Source organism: Porphyromonas uenonis DSM 23387 = JCM 13868 (assembly GCF_000482365.1).
In the GTDB taxonomy this organism is placed as follows: Bacteria; Bacteroidota; Bacteroidia; order Bacteroidales; family Porphyromonadaceae; genus Porphyromonas; species Porphyromonas uenonis.
In genome coordinates this window covers 1-1,395 of record NZ_AXVC01000043.1, presented here as the reverse complement: position 1 = coordinate 1,395, position 1,395 = coordinate 1, and the positions used below count along the sequence as shown (strand labels likewise).

The window sequence follows — 1,395 nt, the reverse complement described above, 5'->3', positions numbered from 1 at the left end:
TCGGCAATGGGCGCCTTGCCACCTTTCGGTGGTAGGTTTCCCATGGCCTGCCCCCGAACCGTACGTGCAAGTCTCCCTGCATACGGCTCTCCACTGGTAATATCAGTTTATTTGTCATGGGCATGAATTTTTGCATTACAATGTTTGCATACAGCCAATGTCTTACGCCATTTCTTAAGCATCAGTCGGTGCCATTCAGTATCGGTATTTATACCTCTGAGTTTACGGACTTGATACATTATGGTCTTGACATTGGTTGCTCCACACAATTCACATTTGCGCTCCATAAGTCTCTCCGCAAGAGTAGGGAAAGGAAGTACAAATGTGTTAGGTAGATTATCGCAGGTTGCGTCTTTGTCCGGCTCTTGCCTCGCAAAGCCATCATTATAGAATATTCGGAACTTGGTTTCTCCTTTCTTTGCTTGATAGGGTATCGCCAAGTCATGGTCTCTTCTGTACTTTCGTATAACCTTGGCAGTTGATGAATTTAGTTTCTTTGCCAAAGTTTTGCAGAAACTATATCGCATTATGTAACCGAATTTACTTCCTGCATAAGAGATGTTGTCCGCAATCCTATAATATTGGTACAAACCTCTGATTTCAGTTGTATAGCGTGCGCAGATTGTAGCAGGGTCTTCTTTGGTCAGGTAATTGCGTGGCATGGCATACCAAATTTCCTTTCCATTGATTACCCTAAGTTCCATTGCTTTCAGTTCCAATAATTTCTTTTGGACTGTGGCAATAGGCAGAGTCAGCATTATGCGTCCGCTGAACGGTCTCTTCAACCATCCCAGCTTATTTCGCTTCATGGCCTCGGATTTTCTGATAGAGATTTCATACCCAAGAAACTTTGCAGAATCCTGTGCATTAGTGATTAAGGTCTTTTCTTCGGATAATTCAAGTTTTAGCTTGTCTCTCATGAAGTTTGTAAAGTCCTCTTTCATTCTTGCGCAATCTGCTTTACTACCAATTACACCGATTAGAAAGTCATCGGCATATCTGATATATTTAAGTCTCTTGTAGTTACTATCCATTGCCATAGATGCCGGCACTCTCCGTGTCTTTGCTTCCATCTCTTTCAGTTGTGTCAGCAATTCACGTTTCGTGTCTTCATCAGTGGCGTTTCGGATAGCCTTGCGTAATCTTACAGCCTTTCGACTATAACTTGCGTGGAGTGGGTTTTCCCGCCTTTTCTTACCCTTGTCAAAAGATTCCGCATATTCACGCATGTATTTGTCGAACTTATCAAGGTATATATTAGCCAAGATAGGACTTATTATCCCTCCTTGAGGAGTTCCCGAATACGTCTTGTGAAATGTAAAATCTTCGATATAGCCTGCCTTTAGGAATTTCCATATCAGTCGAAGAAATCTTTCATCTGATATGCGCTCACGA

1 protein-coding gene is annotated in these 1,395 nt (G+C 42.3%); it reads right to left on the bottom strand.

Annotated features, from left to right (window positions below; all coding sequences use genetic code 11):
- Positions 1-107: 107 nt before the first annotated feature.
- The coding region (locus L215_RS0103710; RefSeq protein WP_027451364.1) for a reverse transcriptase/maturase family protein at positions 108-1,395 on the bottom strand (1,288 nt) is incomplete at its 5' end.